Here is a 20301-nt window from a genome sequence, read left to right on the forward strand (position 1 = left end):
ATCACTCCAAAGAGCAGGACAATTGGCTTGCCTAAGCTCAGTTATTGCTTAAAGTTGATTGCTCATTTGTAAAAACTGTTCTGGCGAGGGTACACCCACCAGAGTTAACTCTTTTCGATACTGACCAAGTCCATCATAAAAGATAAGCGTTGGCGGACCAAGTACTTCATAGCGCTTTGTAAGCTGCTTCGACGCTTCATCATTAGCCGTCACATCTACTTTTACCAGCAACATTTGCGCCATCCTGTTCTGAACGGCTGAGTCAGCGAAAGTGACGTAATCCAGCTCCTTACAGGAGACACACCAATCCGCGTAGTAATCCAGTAAAACAGCCTGTCCTCTCGATTTAGCCAGGCTCAATTGAGCGTCTAAATCGGTTGGATTGGTCACGGTTACAAACTCAATCTTCGCTGCAGTCGTGGCTTCACTTGTCGATACGAGGCCTTTCAATGGGTAGATCAAACTCTTACCACCGGACAGAAGCCCTAGGGTTAAAGAGGCACCGTAAACGAGCAGGATAACCCCTACCCCTTTGGCGATCTTCTTAACACCATGAACTTCCGAGGCGTGACTTTCAAAGACCCCCATAAAGACAGAGGTGATGATAAGGATCAACGCGACTAACCCCATCGTCACCTCAACCGGCACGATGCGATCTAACATCCAAACCGCCATCAAAAGAAGAACGACACCAAAACCGGCTTTGACACTCTCCATCCAAAGACCCGCACGTGGCATGTACTTGGCTGCAGAGGTGCCGATCAATATCTGAGGAATACCCATACCAATCGACAGTGAGAATAGTGCTAACCCGCCAATAACAGGATCACCCGTTTGACCAATATAGATCAAAGCGCCCGCCAACGGAGCAGCCATACAGGGACCCACAATCAGTGCAGAGAGGAAGCCCATAACAGCCACACCAACATAACTGCCACCTTTCTGTTTATCAGAATTGCGACTCAACCAGGTTTGAACAGAGGACGGCATCTGCAGCTCGTAAAAGCCAAACATAGAGCCTGCTAACAGAACAAACAGAAGACTGAATACAGCAATTACGGCAGGAGCCTGAAGTGCTGCTTGCAGATTCGCTCCAAACAGTCCTGCCAGCACCCCAGCGATTGTGTAGGTCACCGCCATAGCCAGCACATAGATGATCGACAAGGCTAAACCATGCTTGGCATTAGTGTTGTGACCATGACCGGCAATAATGCCAGACAGAATGGGAATCATCGGGAATACACAGGGAGTCAACGACAGAGCCAAACCCGCTAAAAAGAAGACTCCAATCAAAGTCCAAGTAGAGTTACCTGATAGGGTTTGTAAGAACTGATCTTGCTCACTGACAATCTCAGTCGTGATTGCGTCAGCAGGAGCCGTTTTTGCAGCCTGTGAAGCTTCCGCTAGGCCGGTAAAGATTACCTCACCAGTCACTGGTGGATAACAGATCCCCCCTTCCCAGCAACCTTGGTAGCTCACATCAAATTGACCGTCAGCCGATGCAGCGGTTTGACGCGCCAGCTCGACGGTTACCTCAGCGCGATCATGAAAGACCTCTACAACACCAAAGACAGGATCCTCTTTAGTATCAGTCGCTGAATCCGTACGGCTAACTTGGCTAACCCCTTCTGGAAGGGTTAACTCGATTCGATCTTGGTAGAGGTAGTAACGAGGCTCAATATCCCATGCCAATAGAAAGCGGTTAGCATCCAGTTGCTGAGCACTGAATTTAAACGCCTGTTCAACCTCTAAAGGCTCATCACTGTTACCACCAAACAGAGACGCGTTAGCGCCTGACAGTGACAATATGAATGCCATTAACAGGCTGAGTGTGAATTTGATAGAACGCACAAAGTCCTCGCATTAAAACTTATCTATCGCAATAACGAAGATTTAAATTACACAGTTAGAGCTATTATTCCGTTTTGTCGGTCATAGATCACTAAAATTCGTATTTTATACTGACAGAGCCCTTAAACCTGACCAATGACTGTGTTACAAACGCTCTTCTTTCAAAGGATTATTCGGATTTAACCCATGACCGATACTCGTATTGACGATTTAAACGTCGAATCAAATGACCCACTGGTCACCCCCAACCAGCTTAAAAAAGAGTTACCTCTGTCTGATAAAGCTGCCGCGAGCGTGATGGCCGGCCGCAACACCATCAAACAGATTCTTAAGCGCGAAGATAAGCGCCTGTTCATCGTGGTAGGCCCTTGCTCTATTCACGATCCAGAAGCCGCGATCGAATATGGTCGTCGCCTGTTGAAGCTGCAAGAGCAAGTAAAAGATTCACTCTACCTAGTGATGCGAGTCTACTTTGAAAAACCACGTACCACCGTCGGTTGGAAAGGGTTGATCAACGATCCTCATATGAACGACAGCTTTGAGATTGAAGAGGGTCTTCGCATTGGTCGTAAGTTACTGCTTGATCTAGCTGAGATGGGCCTTCCTCTGGCGACTGAAGCATTGGATCCAATCTCACCACAGTACATGCAGGATCTTATTACTTGGTCAGCCATTGGTGCGCGTACCACTGAATCGCAAACCCACCGTGAAATGTCCTCAGGCCTATCTGGCGCCGTTGGCTTTAAAAACGGGACCGACGGAAGCTTAGATGTTGCTATTAATGCGATGCAATCTGTCAGCCACCCTCACAGTTTCTTGGGAATCAACTCAGAAGGTCAGGTATCCATTGTCCGTACTCGTGGTAACCAATACAGTCATGTCGTACTTCGTGGTGGTGCGGGACGTGCCAACTACGACACCGTCAGCGTCAATCTAACAGAGCAAGCGTTAGAGAAAGCGAAGCTGCCACAGAACATTATGATCGACTGTAGCCATGCTAACTCAAACAAAGATCACAACCGCCAGCCGCTAGTGGCTAAGGATGCAATGCATCAGATCGTTCAGGGTAACCGCTCGATCATCGGTCTAATGATCGAGTCGCACATTAATGAGGGCAACCAGTCGATCCCTTCAGATCTCAGTGAATTGAAATACGGTGTCTCGGTGACGGATGCCTGTATCAACTGGGAGACGACCGAAAGCTCACTGATTGAGATGAATGATCAGCTTGCTGAGATTCTAAAAACTCGATAAGCATCGATCGGATACAAAAAAGGGAAGCCATTAAGCTTCCCTTTTTCATTTCAGCGGATCAGTGATGATCACTGCCACAACCACAGGATGACTCACCCCAGTACTTCAATTTACTGGTTTGACCAATACCTGCATTGAATCCATTGGTTGGATCCAGACTGCGGTAGAACTCTTTCAGAGCCTCTTTCGCAGCGTATTCATGACCAACGTTATGTTCCGCTGGGTATTCAGCACCACGCGCATCAAAGGTATCTAAAATCTGATTCTTAACCGCTTTGGCATCAACACCTGGCTTCATGATGTAGTTCTGGTGCATGACGTGGCAGAAAAAGTGACCATAGTAGACCTTAACGGCAATTTGATCCGCCAGCTCTTGTGGCAGCGTTTCAAACCAATCACGTTCATTACGTGGAAAGGCCACATCGATGGTCATGACCGCACCTAGCTTATCGCCTTCCATAATCTTGTTACGTCCAATCGCACCACCGGCGACAAAACGGTGCAGAATCGCCTGCTCAGCTTCGCGCTCAGTACACTCGAAATACTCACCCTCGTTCGTTTTAAAGAACTCATTAAGGTAAGCGCGCATCTCATCAACACACTCATTCCCCGTCTCGAGAATCCAGTGGTGTTCAAAGCGATCACGATACTCTTCCATGCTAGCCGGCAGATGATTGGGCCATAGGTAGCTCATCCACTGCAGCATCTTGTCCGAGAAGTTTTTCGGTAAAAAGCCTAGCTTATTGGTCCAACGATCAACGGTGCGTTTAATCGCGAACATCTTAGGCATGTAGGAAGCACCGAGTTTATCGATCACGATGAACGAATCTTTACCGTACTTCTTAGAGACGTCATAACAGGTACGGTGAATGTACTCACCGGCGATAGGCAGGTTCTTAAAGGTCGACAAGATATCGCGACGCATCTGCTCCATAACCGCAGGGTCATTAGTGCCAACGTAGAACACCTGCTGTTTCTTTGGAATCTCGAAGGTATCCATACGCACAGCAAAGACAGCCAATTTACCTGCACAACCAGACGCTTCGTGCAGACGACGACCATCATTGTTGTAGCGAGAGGGTGTCTCAGCATCAATATCACGAATACGATCATTGTACTCGTTATCGGAACCCAGCAGATCTGGGTACTGAACATCATCAGCGCGGTATCGCTCGTACTGAAGATTTTCAAGCATCTCCTCAGGTGTATCACCCAAGTTGATACCTAGATTGTTCACCAACTCCAACTCACCGTCGGCATTGATCTGAGCAAAGATAGACATCTCAGTGTAAGCAGGACCACGCTGAACCAGCGCACCGCCAGAGTTGTTACAGATACCGCCAACAATAGACGCACCGATACAAGAGGAACCGATGACAGAGTGAGGCTCACGACCGTATGGACGTAGGCGATCTTCCAAACCAAACAGCGTAGAACCCGCAAGACCCACAATCTGCTTACCTTGATCGATCAAGTGAATAGAGTCGATGCGCATGGTACTGATAATCACGATAGGACGATCGTAATCGTCACCATTGGGAGTAGAGCCACCGGTCAGACCGGTATTCGCGGCCTGCATAATGACAATCACATCTGCTTTGACACAGGCTTGCAGACAGTGCCAAACCTCAACCAAGGTTCCAGGACGAACGACAGCTAATGCACTACCACCACCCAGACGAAAACCGGTAGCGTAAGGCGCCACACGATCAGATTCGGTTATTGCGTACTTCTTACCAACAATGGTTTGTAACTGCGAAATAAGTGCCTGAGTCGACATTATTCAAAGCCTCTATCTTGAAATCAGATGCGGATTATAGCGGATCCTGCGGGGAATTAAATTTAGCTTTCGCAATGCACAATAAAAGAGATCACTTTTATCTGCCCTCATTCTGTAAAAACCAAAAAGTTGACATATCAACTTTTTGGATCTATTGTTCATTTCACAATAAATAACACCATCGGAGAGAAGCAATGAGTTCAATGGATACCGATCTAATTCATGACGATCAGCCTTACAAAAACCATCCATATCAAGGTAAACAGATCAAAACACTACCACTGGCTTCATCAATGGGCGCCGAGGTGCTGGATGTTCAACTAAAAGATCTTGATGACGAAGCCTTTGAGGAGCTCAAAGAGGCACTCTGGCACCACAAGATGATCTTCTTGCGTAAGCAGAACCTCTCCCCTGCTGATCAGTTGGAGTTTACAAAGCGCTTTGGCGAGTTAGGTACCGATGCTTACACCACAGGTCTTCCTGGCTTCCCAGATGTACAACCTGTTATCAAAGAGGCTGATACCAAATCTAAAATCATCTTTGGCGGTGGTCACCATACCGATTCAGCCTTTCTAGAAAGACCACCATCAATCAGTGTACTTCACGGCATCGAAATTCCACCCTATGGTGGTGATACCATCTGGTACAACTCAGTGATGGCGTATGAGAGCCTGTCTGCTGGCATGAAAAAGATGCTAGCGCCGCTAAAGGTTCATATGGCTGCTGACCGCGTTATAGGCTCTATGAAAAAAGTGGTTGAACAGACAAAGAATATGACTTCAATGACCGATATCGAGTTAGAAATTGATATCGACGCGATGATGCGCGGAAACTTCCATCCGATGGTTCGCAAGCATCCAGAATCTGGTCAAGTGTCACTCTATGTTGATGGTGTCTACTCAGTCAATATCGAGGGAATGGAGCGCCGCGAGTCAGAACCTCTGCTTAAATTCCTACACGAGCACGCAACGCAAGAGTTCTTCTGTTGTCGTTTACGCTGGGAAGAGGATACTGTCGCCATTTGGGACAACCGCATCTGTCTTCACCGCGCGTTTAATGATTACGATGGGTTCCGTCGTGAACTGCATCGCACAACAGTCATGGGCGAAAAACCTCAGGCTGCGTTTGAAAGTTAATGTCAGATAAATTGGACATTATTCGACACAGAGAGGGGCATGAAGTTCTCGACTATGATCGATACCTTCAACACCTTATCTCTGTGATCGCCAATAGGCTGACAAGCTACTCATCAAGCCAGTACCTCTCGCAATTTGGTTTGGGCTCAGTTGAGATGCGGGTTCTCGCATCTCTGGCTTATCAGCCAAACCAAAAGGCTGCTGAAGTCTGCTCCCTGATCAGCATAGATAAGGCAGCGGCCAGTCGAGCCATGGCTAAACTGGACTCACAAAACCTGCTTATTGGCGAAACAGCCACACCCAAAGGCAAGCAAAAACGCTGGTCACTTAGTGATAAGGGTTGGGCACTACATCAACGCTTCTTGGACGTGGTGCTTGATCGTCATGAGAGAGTCGTAAAAGAGATTGATGAGAGTGAATTAGTTCAATTTGTTGGGACTCTTCACAAATTGATTAACAATATTGAAACGCTCGACACCGAATAAATAAAAGGACAGAACATGAGTAACGATCCAAGATTTCAGGTAGATCTACCCGATGCACCTGAAGGAATGAGTGACACTGAATGGCAAGCCCGCCTTCAACTCGCAGCGACCTACAGAATGGTTGATCACTTTGGCTGGACATTCATTGTCTACAACCATATCAGCCTGCGTATTCCTGGAACTGATGAGTTTTTAATCAACCCGTTCGGGGTTCGTTATGATGAAATGCGCGCATCAGACCTGATTAAGATCGATATTGATGGTAACGCCCTTTCTGAAAGTGAGTGGAACGTCAACAAAGCAGGCTACACCATTCACTCAACGATTCATAAAGCCCGCCCTGATCTGCACTGTATATTACATACACACGAGCCAGTTTCGCAGTCACTGTGCGCGCTGGATTCACCATTAATTCCTGTTACCCAAGAGGGTTGTCAGTTCTTCGAACGCACTGGCTATCATGACTTTGAAGGGATCGTTCTGGATGGCTCTGAGGGGCCGCGACTAGCGGCGGCAATGGGTGAAACCAACCACACGCTTGTTCTCAAGAACCACGGTCTTCTCACAGCAGGCCCAACTTGTACCTGGGCCTTTGTAAGACACTTTGCTTTCATTAGAAATGCAGAGGTGCAATTGGCTGCTATGGCAGCAGGCAACCTGAACCCAATTGATGAAGAGATCATTCGAAAAACTCGTCATCAGTTCGAAGGCGGCGAAGCTCAAGCCAATGCAAAAGTTAGACACCCTGAGTGGCCGGCGTTGATCCGTTTGATCGATCAGAAAGATCCTAGCTGGAAACTGTAAAAGAAAAAGCCCTCTGACAAGAGGGCTTTTTAGTGGGCATCAATTATATGCCACCCATACAGAGGTATTTAATCTCTAGGTAGTCATCCAGACCGTACTTAGACCCTTCTCGACCTTGGCCACTCTGTTTAACCCCACCAAAGGGTGCCATTTCTGAAGAGATAATCCCTTCATTGATGCCCACAATCCCAACATCCAGTGCTTCAGCAACACGCCAGACACGGCCAATATCGCGACTGTAGAAATAGGCTGCCAAGCCGAATTCTGTGTCATTTGCCAGTGCGATGGCCTCCTCTTCTGTTTCAAACTTGTAGATAGGTGCCACAGGACCAAAGGTCTCTTCGTAAGTCACACACATATCGGTTGTGATGTCAGCCAGTATGGTCGGCTCAAAGAAGGTGCCACCCAGTGCATGGGGCTTTCCACCTAATACAATCCGAGCCCCCTTCTCTACCGCGTCTTTGATGTGTCGTTCAACCTTGTCGACCGCAGCTTGGTTGATCAGAGGACCTTGAACAGCGTCGTCCACTTCAAGACCGTTACCCACTTTAAAGGCTGAAACACGCTCAGCGAGCTTTTGAAGGAATGACTCATAGATACCGCTTTGGACAATAATACGGTTGGCGCAGACACAGGTTTGGCCAGTGTTTCGATACTTAGATGCAATCACACCTTCGATAGCCGCATCCAAATCAGCATCATCAAAAACGACGAAGGGGGCATTTCCTCCCAGCTCCATACTGACTTTTTTGACGCTGTCGGCGGCTTGTTTCATTAGAATCTTGCCGACCTGCGTCGAACCAGTGAAGGAAATTTTACGAACTTTATCTGAACTCGTAAGCGCACTGCCTACGGCAGCCGCTTTAGCTCTCGAGCTTGTCACAATGTTGATAAGACCCGTAGGGATACCTGCTCGTGCTGCAAGTTCTGCCAGTGCGAGAGATGAAAGCGGTGTATCTTCTGCCGGTTTAGCAACCACTGGACATCCCGCTGCTAGCGCTGGTGCAATCTTGCGCGCAATCATGGCATTCGGGAAGTTCCAAGGAGTGATTGCACCCACTACACCGACTGGCTGCTTGATAACAACTAAACGCTTATCACCCGTAGCTGCAGGAATGGTATCACCATAAACACGCTTGGCCTCTTCAGCGAACCACTCGATGTAGCTCGCGCCGTAAGCGACCTCACCACGCGCTTCTGCAAGAGGCTTACCCTGTTCTGCTGTCATCAAACGCGCTAGATCTTCCTGATTCTCCATGACCAAATCAAACCAACGACGGATAAGATTAGCTTTCTGTTTGCACGGAACGGCTTTCCAATCGGCCCAAGCAGCATCGGCCGCGTCGATAGCTCGTTGAGTATCGACCTCATCCATATCGGGAACTTCAGCAAGTAACTCTCCAGTAGCTGGATTGGTCACGGCGAATGTTTCGCCGGAATGTGAGTCTACCCACTGACCATTAATAAACGCTTTAGAGATAAGAAGAGAGGTGTCGCTAAGTTGAAGTGGCATGATCAAAAGATCCTGTGGTCTGGTTATAAACGTTATTCAATATAAACAATACGTTAACCCGATGGAAAGGATCAATTATATGCTGTTTTGCGGAGTGAAATTCACTTGTTTAGTGGTGAATGAAGAAAGGGCGGATGACAGGCTGAAGGCCTGTCACCTGGGTACTAACCCACTACGCAGTTACCGTGCCAGGCCTTCAGCCTGACATCGGCACTTTCAGCATTTTCCAGAGACTAAAAGGTATCCCCTGGAACATGCACAGAACCCGTCATTAGAAGACGCGCACTTCGGCTCATGATGGCGGCTTTAGCAGTCCACTCACCATTCACCTCTTCCGCTTTTGCACCGACACGCAAGGTACCCGATGGGTGACCAAAGCGAACGGCATCGCGCTCTCCGCCACCGGCAGCGAGGTTAACCAGCGTACCCGGTACTGCTGCTGCCGTTGCGATAGCAACTGCCGCTGTACCCATCATCGCGTGATGAAGTTTACCCATAGACAGTGCACGAACTAGAACATCTACATCATCCGTTGTGATCTCTTTACCACTAGACGCTGTGTAGTTCTTTGGTGGTGAGACAAAAGCAATTTTAGGGGTATGTTGACGCGTCTCAGCCTCTTTAAGATCCGTGATTAGACCCATCTTTAGCGCACCGTGGGCACGCATGGTTTCAAAACGCGCTAGCGCTTCAGGATCATTATTGATCGCTTCACGAAGCTCAGTACCTTGGTAACCAATCTCTTCTGCATTGAGGAAGATGGTTGGGATACCTGAGTTGATCATTGTCGCTTTAAAAGTACCCACACCAGGAACTTCAAGATCATCGACAAGATTACCTGTTGGGAACATAGAACCTTCGCCATCGGCTGGATCCATGAACGACACTTCAATCTCAGCTGCGGGGAAAGTGACACCATCAAGCTCGAAGTCACCTGTCTCTTGTACCTGACCATTAGTGATCTGGACTTTACCGATGATGGTCTTCTTGATGTTGGCCTGCCAAATTTTGACTTCGCAGATGCCGTTTTCAGGAATCTTAGCTGGGTCGATTAGCCCTTCATGAATAGCAAAAGGGCCAATAGCCGCCGATAGGTTACCGCAGTTACCTGACCAATCCATAAATGGACGATCGATCGCGACCTGACCAAAAAGGTAGTCAACATCATGATCTGGCATGGTGCTTTTTGAGACGATAACCGTCTTCGATGTCGATGAAGTCGCACCACCCATACCATCAATTTGAGCACCGTATGGATCTGGGCTACCAATGACACGCATTAACAACTTATCGCGCGCTTCACCTGGAACCTGACACGCATCTGGTAAATCCTTCAGATTGAAGAAAACACCCTTAGATGTACCGCCACGCATGTAGGTAGCGCGAACCTGAATTTGAGGAACAAATGCCATTTCAAACATCTCCCTTAATTTAAAAAAGGGCCGCGATGCGACCCCTTGTAGTTAGCCAATTGCTTATGCATTGCCCTCAAGAAAATCTTGAGCAAAGCGTTGCAACACACCACCAGCTTTATAGACACGAACTTCTGCAGCCGTATCAAGACGACAGGTCACTGGTACGCGAACCTGTTCACCGTTACGACGATTGATGATCAGCGTTAGATCTGCACGTGGCGCGATCTCACCTTCCACATCGTACGACTCAGTACCATCAATACCGTAAGTATGACGTGTTTCGCCCTCTTTGAATTGAAGAGGTAGTACGCCCATACCGACTAGGTTAGTACGGTGAATACGCTCGAAACCTTCAGCAACGATCGCTTCAACACCCGCTAGGCGAACACCTTTAGCCGCCCAGTCACGTGATGAGCCCTGACCGTAGTCAGCGCCAGCAACGATGATTAGGTTCTGCTTGCGCTCCATGTAAGTCTCAATCACTTCCCACATGCGCATCTGTTCACCCTGAGGTTCTAGACGAGCTAGAGAACCCTGAATGATCTCGCCGTTCTCATCACGACACATCTCATTCAACAGTTTCGGGTTAGCGAAGGTTGCGCGCTGTGCTGTTAGGTGGTCACCACGGTGAGTTGCGTATGAGTTGAAGTCCTCTTCTGGAAGACCCATCTTAGCAAGGTATTCACCCGCTGCAGACGACGCAAGAATCGCATTCGATGGCGATAGGTGGTCAGTTGTGATGTTGTCACCTAACACTGCCAATGGAAGCATACCTTTTAGCGTACGCTCACCTGCCAACGCACCTTCCCAGTATGGAGGGCGACGAATGTAGGTCGACATTTCACGCCAGTCGTAAAGTGGGCTTGGCGCTTTCTCAGCTTCACCTAGGTCAAACATAGGGATGTAGATCTGCTGGAACTGCTCTGGCTTAACGGCCTTAGCGACAATCGCATCGATCTCTTCATCTGATGGCCAGATATCTTTAAGCGTTACTGGGTTACCGTTGGTATCCGTACCCAATACATCGTTTTCGATATCAAAACGCATCGTACCGGCAATCGCGTAAGCAACGACAAGTGGTGGTGATGCTAGGAATGCCTGCTTAGCGTATGGGTGGATACGGCCGTCGAAGTTACGGTTACCCGATAGTACAGCTGTCGCGTAGAGGTCACGATCAATAATCTCTTGCTGAATCACAGGATCAAGCGCACCCGACATACCGTTACAGGTTGTACAAGCGTATGCCACGATACCGAAGCCCATCTTCTCAAGTTCTGGAAGAAGACCCGCCTCTTCTAGGTAAAGTTTTGCAACTTTTGAACCTGGAGCAAATGACGATTTAACCCAAGGCTTGCGCACAAGGCCAAGCTCGTTAGCACGTTTAGCAACAAGACCTGCAGCAACAACGTTGCGGGGGTTAGAGGTGTTGGTACATGAAGTGATCGCTGCGATGATCACTGCGCCATCTGGTAGCAGGCCATCAGCCTCTTCCGCTTTCGCTGCAGCCAATTTCGCTTCGTCAGCGATACCGCGATTGGTTAGATCCGAAGTTGGTAGACGACGGTGTGGGTTTGATGGACCTGCCATGTTACGGACAACAGTTGATAGATCAAACTCAAGAACTCGCTCGTATTCAGCCGTAACAAGATCGGTCGCCCATAGGCCAGTCTCTTTAGCGTACTGCTCAACCAGTGCAACCTGCTCTGGTTCACGACCCGTCAGTTTTAGGTAGTCGATCGTCTGGCCATCGATGTAGAACATCGCAGCCGTTGCACCAAACTCTGGAGTCATGTTCGAGATAGTCGCACGGTCACCAATCGATAGTGAATCAGCGCCTTCGCCGAAGAACTCAAGGTATGCACCAACGACACGCTCCTGACGTAGGAACTCAGTCAGAGCCAATACGATATCAGTCGCAGTGATTCCTGGATTACGTTTACCCGTTAGCTTCACACCCACGATGTCTGGAAGACGCATCATTGATGGGTGACCCAGCATAACAGTTTCAGCTTCAAGACCACCGACACCGATCGCGATAACACCCAGTGCATCAACGTGAGGCGTGTGCGAGTCAGTACCGACACAGGTATCAGGGTAGGCAACCCCATCACGCGCCTGAATAACCGGAGACATCTTCTCAAGGTTGATCTGGTGCATGATGCCGTTACCGGCTGGAATTACATCAACGTTTTCAAACGCAGTCTTGGTCCAGTCGATAAAGTGGAAACGGTCTTCGTTACGACGATCTTCAATCGCACGGTTCTTATCGAACGCTTCTGGATCAAAGCCTGGTGCCTCTACTGCCAACGAGTGGTCAACAATCAGCTGAGTTGGCACGACAGGGTTAACCTTAGATGGGTCACCACCCTGATTCGCAATCGCATCACGCAGACCTGCTAGGTCAACCAGTGCTGTTTGACCAAGAATGTCATGACAGACAACACGCGCTGGGTACCAAGGGAAATCGAGGTCACGCTTACGCTCGATTAGCTGTTTTAGCGAATCAGTTAGAGCGTCCGGCTCACAACGGCGAACCAACTGTTCTGCCAATACACGCGATGTGTAGGGAAGCTTCGCATAAGCGCCAGCTTCAATTGCTTCAACCGCTGCACGAGTATCGAAGTAGTCGAGCGTCGTGCCAGTTAAAGATTTACGGTATTGAGTATTCATCATTTCAAGTTCCTACTCTTAATTAGGCACGGTCTTCAATCGCAACCCACTCAGCCGACTCAGGGCCAGTGTAGTCTGCAGAAGGACGGATAATACGGTTGTTTGCACGCTGTTCGATGACGTGAGCAGTCCAACCCGCTACGCGCGAACAGACAAAGATCGGCGTGAACAGTTCAGTAGGGATACCCATGAAGTGGTAAGCCGATGCGTGGAAGAAGTCCGCGTTACAGAAGAGTTTCTTCTCACGCCACATGACCGCTTCAACACGCTCAGAAACAGCGTAAAGGTGCGTATCACCTACCTGTTTAGAGAGTTTTTCAGACCACTCTTTGATGATCGCGTTACGTGGATCTGACTCGCGGTAGATCGCGTGACCAAAGCCCATGATCTTATCTTTACGAGCCAACATACCCATGATCGCTTCCTCTGCTTCGTCAGCAGATTTCCAGTTTTCGATCATCGCCATCGCCGCTTCGTTAGCGCCGCCATGCAAAGGACCACGCAGTGAACCGATGGCACCGGTCACACAGCTGTGAATGTCAGACAGCGTTGACGCACAGACACGAGCCGTAAAGGTTGAGGCATTGAACTCATGCTCTGCGTAAAGGATCAAAGAGGCGTGCATAACATCGACGTGCAGCGGCTCTGGTTTTTTATTGTGAAGCGTCCATAGGAACTGCTCTGCAATAGAGTCTGCGTCTGTCTCTGTCTCAACTCGGATGCCTTTGTGAGCAAAGTTGTACCAGTAGTTGATGATGCCAGGGAATACCGCCAGCATGCGATCGATGTGATCGTGCTGTTCGCTAAAGTCCATCTCTGTCTCAAGGTTACCCAACATAGAGACACCGGTACGCATCACATCCATTGGATGAGCATTTTTAGGGATGTTCTCTAGAACCGTTTTAAGCGCTGCTGGAAGTGCGCGCATGCCTTTCAGACGTGCTTTATAAGCATCCAGTTCCGCTTGGTTAGGCAGTTTGCCGTATAGAAGAAGGTAGGCAACCTCCTCAAACTGCGCATTGTCAGCCAACTCTTTAATATCGTAGCCGCGGTAAGTAAGACCAGCGCCCGATTTACCAACCGTACAGAGTGCCGTTTCACCCGCAGATTGACCACGCAGACCTGCACCACTTAATTTTTTTGCTTCAGCCATCTCTTTCTCCTTGAATGACATGGACCTGCGACAGAACAACAGATCCGAGAGTTAGGGATTAGTTACTTGTTTTTACCTTCTTGGAACAGAGCATCTAGCTTCTGTTCAAAGTCGTGGTAGTTCAAGAAATCGTAAAGATCCATGCGAGTCTGCATCGTATCCACAACGGCTTTCTGATCGCCATCACGCAGTAGCGCTTCGTAAACGTTCAAAGAGGCTTTGTTTGCTGCACGGAAACCAGACAGTGGGTAAAGAACCATCGTACAACCGTTCTCTGCCAACTCCTCTTTATTGAATAGAGGTGTCGCACCAAATTCAGTGATGTTCGCAAGTAGGTGTCCACCGTTAATACCCTGAGAGAAGGCTTTATAGTCTTCAAGCGTATGAACCGCTTCAGCGAAGATACCGTCAGCACCCGCTTCTAAACAGGCTTGTGCACGTTCAACGGCTGCGTTAAGACCTTCCATCTGGAATGCATCGGTACGGGCAATGATAAAGAAGTCATCGTCTGTTTTAGCATCAACGGCCGCTTTAACACGATCAACCATCTCTTCTAGAGAGACGATCTCTTTGTTTGGACGGTGACCACAACGCTTCTGAGCAACCTGGTCTTCCAGGTGACACGCCGCTGCGCCACCACGAATCATCTCTTTAACCGTACGTGCGATGTTGAATGCACCACCCCAACCTGTATCGATATCAACCATCAGAGGCGTATCACAGGCTGCTGTTACACGACGTACATCTTCCATCACATCGTTCAATGAGGTCATACCTAGATCAGGTAGGCCGTAAGAGGCGTTTGCAATACCACCACCAGAGAGATAGATCGCTTGGTGACCAACACGTGTTGCCATCATTGCGTTGTATGCGTTGAAAGTACCCACAACTTGAAGTGGCTTGTTATCGGCTAGTGCCTTACGGAACTTAGCGCCTGGGGACATCGACTGAGTCATCTCTATCTCTCCTTAGGGTTGATTTAATTTAGATTCGATATTGCGTCTTGATGCACTGATGTGACGACGCATTAAAAGTTCGGCCAGCTCTTCATCACGCGCTTCAATGGCATCCAATATTTGATGGTGCTCACGTAAAGCCATGGTGGGACGAGAACTGGAAAGACTGAATTGGAAACGATACATTCGCACCAAGTGGTATAGATCGGCCGCTAATAACTCTTGAAGTTTTGAGTTACCAGACGCCATCACAATTCGGTAGTGAAAATCGAGATCGCCCTCTTTCTGAAAGTAGGCCTGTCCCTCTTGCTCTTCGATACCTGACTGATGCTGATCTAGCAGAGCACGAAGCTGGTTGATCTCCTCTTGCGGCATAACGGTCGCGGCTAAACGGCACGCCATACCCTCTAGCGCTTCACGAACGCGATAGATTTCCAACAGCTCTTTGACACTTAACTGAACAACACGCGCGCCAATATGAGGCTTTCGCTCAACCAGACGCAGCCCCTCTAAACGACGTATCGCTTCACGAAGTGGGCCTCGCGAAATACCGTAGGTTTTAGCCAGTTCTGGTTCAGAAATTTTAGCGCCCGCTGGAATTTCACCCTTCACAATCGCAGTAATAATTTCATGACACACTCGGTCTGCAAGCGTGCTACTCTGTTGTGATTCTGAAGCGTAAAGCGGTTCAATGGTCATAAATATTGTCGACAATCTGATTGTGCAATGTAGAATAACCCGCTTTATATAGGCTGACAATCAACCAAAAGGCTAACATTGTCGACAATTTTGTTATCTCGACTGATCAGTCGGATATAAGCAGGAGTGAAATATGGATACCTACGCTGCAGCATTGATGCTCTTCTTAATCATGGATCCGTTGGGCAATATCCCTGTGGTGTTATCCATTCTTAAAAAGGTCGACCCCGCCAGACGTATCAAGGTACTACTCAGGGAGTTAGTGATCGCCTTAATCCTAATGCTGATCTTCTTATACAGCGGCTCGGCACTGTTAAAACTGTTATCGCTCTCTAAAGAGGCGGTCTCTATCTCTGGCGGTTTAGTACTACTGATTATTGCAATCCGAATGATCTTCCCATCCCGTGGTGGCGTTATGGGCGATGATGAGGATGATAGCGAACCGCTAGTGGTCCCCTTGGCTACGCCAATGATCGCAGGCCCTTCAATACTGGCCACTCTGGTACTTTTAGCAGAGAGCGAACCGAGTCGCAGTATAGACTGGTTAATCGCCCTTCTGATCAGCTGGGTGGCGACCGCTATTATTTTAATCGCAGGACAATCACTCTATAGAATACTCGGCAAACGTGGCTTGAAAGCGATAGAACGTCTGATGGGTATGATATTGATCTCGATCGCTGTTCAGATGCTAATCAATGGATTTTTAGCAATTCAGTAGCCTTTTAAATAGCGCTTTAACTCATCATTCATGATACGGGCGATCTGACGAGGCTTTTGATAAGGTAGGGAGTGATCTGTCCCTGCCACAAAATGGTAGTGCCAATTACGCATACTGTCTGACAGGTGCTGATGCAGTTGATGCATCGGCTCGACACTCAATCCACCTATAAAACTGCTGACATCCCCTTGAGCCGCTAGCAGTCTCTCTCGATCGATGAACAGGGCCGCATTGGTAACGGCGTCTAGAGAGTTAGCAAAACCCAGTCGACGCTCGCCCAAACGCTGCAAAGTCATTTTTTCAACCGCTTCACTCACCTTACGATTGGGCGAAATGGTATCAAGAAAGGTTCGAATCCCTTCATCACCCTCTGTATTGCGTAGGCTTTTAGCCGCGGCAGAGAAGGATTGACGAATGGAGACGGTCTCTTGCCAATCATGACGATCGAGCAGCGCACTCTCAAGCAGGAACTGTTTGCGCACCCGATCTCTGAGGTTCTGTTTTAACAACAGTGACACCAAGCCCCCAAGAGAATAGCCCGCTAGATCGAACTCATGCCAGCCTAAATGATCCACTAGGTGGGTCATATCCGACACCAGGTCATTGACACTGAAGGGGTGCTCTACTCCATCATCACTGACGGTCTCACCTGCCCCTCGTAAATCAGGTACAAGGATTTCACCCCAGCCTTCAAGAAAGTGCTGCATCGCTTCCCAAGTATATCGACCCGCCACACCAGCGCCGTGGATTAACAGCAGTCGGCGACCACCTTCAGATTCTGGGTGACGATAAATGCGATAAGCGTGCTGATAACCTGCATGGGCTAGAGTGTCTGAATGACAGTGACTATCTGATAGTCGACTCATGGTAAGCACTACTCGGGATAAGTAGGGGCAGCTAATGCTACCCCCAATAGGCAGGTTTAAAGGGAGAGATTGCGGTTACTTGCCGCTAGAAACTCTTTCTTAAGATCTTCGTAGGTGTGTACCGCTGGGAATTGCGGGAACTCTTCAATGACGTTCTGCGGAGCATGGAAAAGAATGCCCTGCTCAGCTTGAGCCAACATAGTCGTGTCGTTGTAAGAGTCGCCTGCAGCGATAACACGGTAATTAAGCAGCTGGAAAGCACGCACTGATTGACGCTTAGGGTCGCGCTGACGAAGCGTGTAGTCAGTTATACGACCGTTTTCGTCTGTCTCAAGTCGGTGACAAAGCAGCGTTGGGTAACCCAATTGAGCCATCAACGGTGCTGCAAACTCATAGAAGGTATCGGAAAGAATCACCAGCTGGAAACGCTCACGCAACCAATCGGTGAACTCTTTAGCGCCTGGAAGTGGGCTCAGCTTAGCAATGGTCTCTTGGATCTGAGGAAGGGTTAGACCGTGCTCATCAAGAATACGAAGGCGCTGCTTCATCAACACATCGTAATCAGGGATATCACGAGTCGTTGCTTTTAACTCCTCGATACCAGTCTCTTCGGCAAATGCGATCCAGATTTCAGGGATTAGGACCCCTTCAAGATCAAGACATGCTAGTTCCACGCTAGGCTCTCCTTTAAAAATTGAGAGGCTACTCTAGCGATTTAGTCGCCGCCTTTCAAACGAAAGACGACAATATTAGAGGTTCATTAGACCTATGGCCTTACATCGAAGGGATCTGTATATCCTGGAACAGCTCATCCACTTCAGCACGACCGCTACAGGCTTGAACTTTTTCAAGAACGTCGTGAGTAATGTGTGGAGCAAACTTCTGAATGAAGTCGAACATGTAACCGCGAAGGAAGGTGCCACGACGGAAACCGATTCGAGTGATAGAGGGCTCAAACAGATGAGATGCATCGATCGCTACCAGATCCTGATCTAGCTGCTGATCGACCGCCATGCTGGCAATGATACCTACACCCAACCCTAGGCGAACGTAGGTTTTGATAACGTCCGAATCCACCGCAGTGAAGACCACTTTAGGATCGAGACCTTGCTCTTTAAACGCTTCATCCAACTTGCCACGACCGGTAAAACCAAAGGTATAGGTAACAATTGGATAAGAAGCTAACTTCTCTAGAGTTAACTCGCCACCTTGCGCAAGCGGGTGATCTTTAGGTACGACCACTGAACGGTTCCAGCTGTAGCAAGGCATCATAATTAGATCTGAGTAGCTGCCCATCGCTTCCGTCGCAATCGCGAAATCGACAGTACCATCGGCGGCCATCTCAGAAATTTGAGTAGGTGTACCCTGGTGCATATGAAGCGCAACTTCAGGATACATTTTGATGAATTCATTAATCACAGGAGGCAGAGCGTAACGTGCCTGTGTGTGAGTGGTGGCTACCGATAGGCTGCCTTTACGCTCATCGCTGAACTCTTGAGCAATCTGGCGAATAGAGTCCACTTTCTGGAGAATCTCTCCTGAGATCTCAAGAATCGCTTTACCAGCAGGTGTAACGCGCGTCAGGTGCTTACCACTACGAGCGAACACTTCAACACCCAGTTCATCTTCTAGTAGACGGATCTGCTTAGAGATACCTGGTTGCGATGTGTATAGGCTTTGTGCCGTAGCAGAGACATTGAGGTCGTGTTTAGAGACTTCCCAAATGTAACGCAGCTGCTGAAGTTTCATCTATTGCTCCAATTTATAGCCAATTATTAGCCAATTATTAGCCAATCGCCCTTAGTCGGCGTTGATATCTATTAATAAGCCAAATATAACACTAGAGAATAAGCTAAAGCAAAAGGCTATATCCTTATACACGACTAAAGGCGAGCATTGAGTCGGCGAATCTGATCTTCCTGCTGAGTAATACGCTTCTCCAGTGAGTTCACTCGAGCGGTAGCGCGCGTCAGCGATTCATCTTTCTCTTTGAGCTGCTGACGAAGCACGCTTTCGCGCTTTGCAGCTTCCGTTGCTGCGACCGTCAACTTCTGATTCAGTACACGAACCTGATCATCGCGCTCTTTAATCTGAGCTTCCAAACGACGGTTGGCGTTAGTTTCACGCAGCAGCTTAGAGTTGATATTCGAGATATCACGACTGGCCGATGTCATGTTCTCTTTTAGTTCGTTCAGATCACGTTCCAGATCGCTGATGGTCTTCTCTTGCATCTCAAGACGTGCATCTTTCTTCGCTATCTGAGCCTGGTTTTCATGAACTGAACGCGTCAGCTCTGACTCTGTTCGAGTGCCCTCATCACGAAGCTTTTCAAGCGCATTACGATAGTGACGAGCTTCAACCTCAGCACGGGTAACGTTCTCCAATGCCTGCTGCTGCTCCGCTTTGATACGTGCATCAAAGGTTTTCTTGGCATCTTCGTGCATCTTACGAAGCTGGTTCAATTCGGTCTCTAGGTTAGTACGAACCTGTTCAGCCTTTTTACGTTGATTGATCTCACTGGCAATGTTGGCTTTAAGCACGCCCATTTCAGCTTCAATCGCTCGAAGGGCCTGTTCACTCTTATCCATCTGCTGAGTTTGTGCGCGGTACTTTACTTCCAAATCACGATAGAGCGCCTCCGCATCACGAACCATGTCGCGGGTCGCCTTGCGATCCTCTTCATCACCCGCTCGTTCACTCTGCAACTCGACTCGCAGCTCGGCCATCGCCTCTTGCAGTGCAAGATCCCAAATCTGCTCAATGCCTTTGCTCAGTGAGTCAGGTACCGAGTTGTGTAACTTTGCACTGGCACGCACCTCTGGCAGACGAGCATAACTCAAGCTCTGCGCCCAATGACTTAATGCCGCATTAGCCTCGTCCCTGGAGAGACCCAGTCGTTCAGAAATTACAACATCCGTCGGCAATTGACCTTCGGCCAACAACTCTTCTGCTAACTCAACTACTTTAAGATCCAACTCGCTCATCTTTACCTTATCGTTCA

At 48.6% G+C, this 20301-nt stretch carries 17 protein-coding genes; 5 read left to right on the top strand and 12 right to left on the bottom strand.

The annotated features are described in order from the left end of the window. Positions 1-48: 48 nt before the first annotated feature. Complete coding sequence (dsbD, locus tag XMG59_RS02195) at positions 49-1851, bottom strand: protein-disulfide reductase DsbD (RefSeq protein ID WP_371743714.1); 1803 nt, start codon at positions 1849-1851, stop codon at positions 49-51. A 186-nt stretch (positions 1852-2037) separates the two neighbouring features. Between dsbD and XMG59_RS02200 the strand changes: the two genes are divergently transcribed. Continuing rightward, on the top strand, positions 2038-3105 hold the full coding sequence (locus tag XMG59_RS02200; RefSeq protein WP_173483204.1) for a 3-deoxy-7-phosphoheptulonate synthase: 1068 nt from the start codon (positions 2038-2040) through the stop codon (positions 3103-3105). Positions 3106-3163: 58 nt separating this feature from the next. Here the strand turns inward: XMG59_RS02200 and dld are convergent, their stop codons facing one another. Then, entirely contained in the window at positions 3164-4885 is a 1722-nt protein-coding gene (dld, locus tag XMG59_RS02205) for a D-lactate dehydrogenase (RefSeq protein WP_173481616.1), read from the bottom strand. 194 nt (positions 4886-5079) lie between these two features. On the opposite strand from dld, the gene XMG59_RS02210 reads away from it, so the two are divergent. From XMG59_RS02210 to XMG59_RS02220, 3 genes are read left to right on the top strand one after another with little or no spacing between them, the layout of a single operon-like run. Beyond that, positions 5080-6021: a TauD/TfdA family dioxygenase gene (locus XMG59_RS02210; protein WP_173481617.1), complete on the top strand. Its 942-nt coding sequence runs from the start codon at positions 5080-5082 to the stop codon at positions 6019-6021. Then, the gene (locus XMG59_RS02215) at positions 6021-6506 is read left to right on the top strand and encodes a MarR family winged helix-turn-helix transcriptional regulator (protein ID WP_173498148.1); all 486 of its coding nucleotides are present in this window, start codon (positions 6021-6023) and stop codon (positions 6504-6506) included. Before XMG59_RS02210 ends, XMG59_RS02215 begins: the two co-directional genes overlap by 1 nt. A gap of 15 nt (positions 6507-6521) precedes the next feature. Further along, a complete protein-coding gene (locus tag XMG59_RS02220; RefSeq protein ID WP_173483206.1) occupies positions 6522-7310 on the top strand; it encodes a class II aldolase/adducin family protein in 789 nt (262 codons plus the stop codon). Between the two features lie 43 nt (positions 7311-7353). On the opposite strand, the gene XMG59_RS02225 is transcribed toward XMG59_RS02220, so the two are convergent. The 6 genes from XMG59_RS02225 to XMG59_RS02250 all read right to left on the bottom strand — a co-directional run bounded on the left by XMG59_RS02225 (position 7354) and on the right by XMG59_RS02250 (position 15716). Then, the gene (locus XMG59_RS02225; RefSeq protein ID WP_173481620.1) at positions 7354-8823 is read right to left on the bottom strand and encodes an NAD-dependent succinate-semialdehyde dehydrogenase; all 1470 of its coding nucleotides are present in this window, start codon (positions 8821-8823) and stop codon (positions 7354-7356) included. Positions 8824-9056: 233 nt separating this feature from the next. Further along, complete coding sequence (prpF, locus tag XMG59_RS02230; RefSeq protein WP_173481621.1) at positions 9057-10235, bottom strand: 2-methylaconitate cis-trans isomerase PrpF; 1179 nt, start codon at positions 10233-10235, stop codon at positions 9057-9059. 63 nt (positions 10236-10298) lie between these two features. Then, a complete protein-coding gene (gene acnD / locus XMG59_RS02235) occupies positions 10299-12908 on the bottom strand; it encodes a Fe/S-dependent 2-methylisocitrate dehydratase AcnD (RefSeq protein ID WP_173498156.1) in 2610 nt (869 codons plus the stop codon). Positions 12909-12930: 22 nt separating this feature from the next. After that, positions 12931-14061 carry a 2-methylcitrate synthase gene (gene prpC, locus XMG59_RS02240; RefSeq protein ID WP_173481622.1) on the bottom strand — a complete coding sequence of 377 codons (1131 nt, stop codon included), beginning with the start codon at positions 14059-14061 and terminating at the stop codon, positions 12931-12933. Between the two features lie 62 nt (positions 14062-14123). Next, complete coding sequence (gene prpB / locus XMG59_RS02245; RefSeq protein ID WP_173481623.1) at positions 14124-15017, bottom strand: methylisocitrate lyase; 894 nt, start codon at positions 15015-15017, stop codon at positions 14124-14126. A 12-nt stretch (positions 15018-15029) separates the two neighbouring features. Further along, positions 15030-15716, bottom strand: coding sequence for a GntR family transcriptional regulator (locus XMG59_RS02250; protein WP_173481624.1), 687 nt, complete (start codon positions 15714-15716; stop codon positions 15030-15032). A 133-nt stretch (positions 15717-15849) separates the two neighbouring features. Here XMG59_RS02250 and XMG59_RS02255 point away from each other — a divergent pair, with 133 nt between their 5' ends. After that, a complete protein-coding gene (locus tag XMG59_RS02255) occupies positions 15850-16434 on the top strand; it encodes a MarC family protein (protein WP_173483207.1) in 585 nt (194 codons plus the stop codon). On the opposite strand, the gene XMG59_RS02260 is transcribed toward XMG59_RS02255, so the two are convergent. The 4 genes from XMG59_RS02260 to XMG59_RS02275 form a co-directional block, all read right to left on the bottom strand. Continuing rightward, complete coding sequence (locus XMG59_RS02260) at positions 16428-17300, bottom strand: alpha/beta fold hydrolase (RefSeq protein WP_173483208.1); 873 nt, start codon at positions 17298-17300, stop codon at positions 16428-16430. The two genes, XMG59_RS02255 and XMG59_RS02260, sit on opposite strands and share 7 nt — an antisense overlap. A gap of 56 nt (positions 17301-17356) precedes the next feature. Continuing rightward, the gene (thrH, locus tag XMG59_RS02265) at positions 17357-17974 is read right to left on the bottom strand and encodes a bifunctional phosphoserine phosphatase/homoserine phosphotransferase ThrH (protein ID WP_173481627.1); all 618 of its coding nucleotides are present in this window, start codon (positions 17972-17974) and stop codon (positions 17357-17359) included. 100 nt (positions 17975-18074) lie between these two features. Then, positions 18075-19049 (bottom strand): HTH-type transcriptional regulator CysB, encoded by a 975-nt coding sequence (gene cysB / locus XMG59_RS02270; protein WP_173481628.1) that lies wholly within the window; start codon positions 19047-19049, stop codon positions 18075-18077. A 134-nt stretch (positions 19050-19183) separates the two neighbouring features. Continuing rightward, complete coding sequence (locus XMG59_RS02275; protein ID WP_173481629.1) at positions 19184-20284, bottom strand: DNA-binding protein; 1101 nt, start codon at positions 20282-20284, stop codon at positions 19184-19186. Between the last annotated feature and the right edge of the window lie 17 nt (positions 20285-20301).

Source organism: Marinobacterium sp. xm-g-59, from assembly GCF_013283315.1.
GTDB lineage: Bacteria > Pseudomonadota > Gammaproteobacteria > Pseudomonadales > Balneatricaceae > Marinobacterium_E.